Below are 875 nucleotides of genomic sequence, written 5' to 3' on the forward strand. Positions count from 1 at the left end.
CGCTTTCGCCATGAACTATCAAATTGGAGCGACACACGAGGTTCGAACTCGTGACCTCAACCTTGGCAAGGTTGCGCTCTACCAGCTGAGCTAGTGTCGCATAGCTAGGTCTTTCACCTAACGTTCACCGCTTTCGCCATGAACTATCAAATTGGAGCGACACACGAGGTTCGAACTCGTGACCTCAACCTTGGCAAGGTTGCGCTCTACCAGCTGAGCTAGTGTCGCATCACATCTCTTAAAAGAGATTGGTTGCGGGGGCTGGATTTGAACCAACGACCTTCGGGTTATGAGCCCGACGAGCTACCAAGCTGCTCCACCCCGCGTCCGATTTTTCACCTATTTTAAGTTGGGTGACAACTATTTTTATCCATCGCCGTAGCCATGAATATCACTTCTCTAGCAAGTAAAAAAGTGGAGCGACACACGAGGTTCGAACTCGTGACCTCAACCTTGGCAAGGTTGCGCTCTACCAGCTGAGCTAGTGTCGCATCACATCTCTTTAAAAGAGATTGGTTGCGGGGGCCGGATTTGAACCAACGACCTTCGGGTTATGAGCCCGACGAGCTACCAAGCTGCTCCACCCCGCGTCCGATTTTGCACCTGTTTTAAGTTGGGTGACAACTATTTTTATTCACCGCCGTAGCCATGAATATCAATTTGGAGCGACACACGAGGTTCGAACTCGTGACCTCAACCTTGGCAAGGTTGCGCTCTACCAGCTGAGCTAGTGTCGCATCACATCTCTTAAAGAGATTGGTTGCGGGGGCTGGATTTGAACCAACGACCTTCGGGTTATGAGCCCGACGAGCTACCAAGCTGCTCCACCCCGCGTCCGATTTTTCACCTGTTTTAAGTTGGGTGACAACTATTTT

General features: G+C 50.7%; 7 tRNA genes. All 7 read right to left on the bottom strand.

Going from position 1 to position 875, the window contains the following annotated elements:
- Nucleotides 1–24 precede the first annotated feature (24 nt).
- The 7 genes from C9J41_RS21605 to C9J41_RS21635 all read right to left on the bottom strand — a co-directional run bounded on the left by C9J41_RS21605 (nucleotide 25) and on the right by C9J41_RS21635 (nucleotide 834).
- A tRNA-Gly gene (locus C9J41_RS21605) sits at nucleotides 25–100 on the bottom strand.
- Between the two features lie 52 nt (nucleotides 101–152).
- Nucleotides 153–228, bottom strand: a tRNA-Gly gene (locus C9J41_RS21610).
- Between the two features lie 21 nt (nucleotides 229–249).
- A tRNA-Met gene (locus tag C9J41_RS21615) sits at nucleotides 250–326 on the bottom strand.
- A gap of 89 nt (nucleotides 327–415) precedes the next feature.
- Nucleotides 416–491 (bottom strand) — tRNA-Gly (locus C9J41_RS21620).
- Nucleotides 492–513: 22 nt separating this feature from the next.
- A tRNA-Met gene (locus C9J41_RS21625) sits at nucleotides 514–590 on the bottom strand.
- Nucleotides 591–661: 71 nt separating this feature from the next.
- Nucleotides 662–737 (bottom strand) — tRNA-Gly (locus C9J41_RS21630).
- A 20-nt stretch (nucleotides 738–757) separates the two neighbouring features.
- Nucleotides 758–834 (bottom strand) — tRNA-Met (locus tag C9J41_RS21635).
- Between the last annotated feature and the right edge of the window lie 41 nt (nucleotides 835–875).

This window comes from Photobacterium sp. GB-50 (assembly GCF_003026755.1).
Classification (GTDB): Bacteria; Pseudomonadota; Gammaproteobacteria; order Enterobacterales; family Vibrionaceae; genus Photobacterium.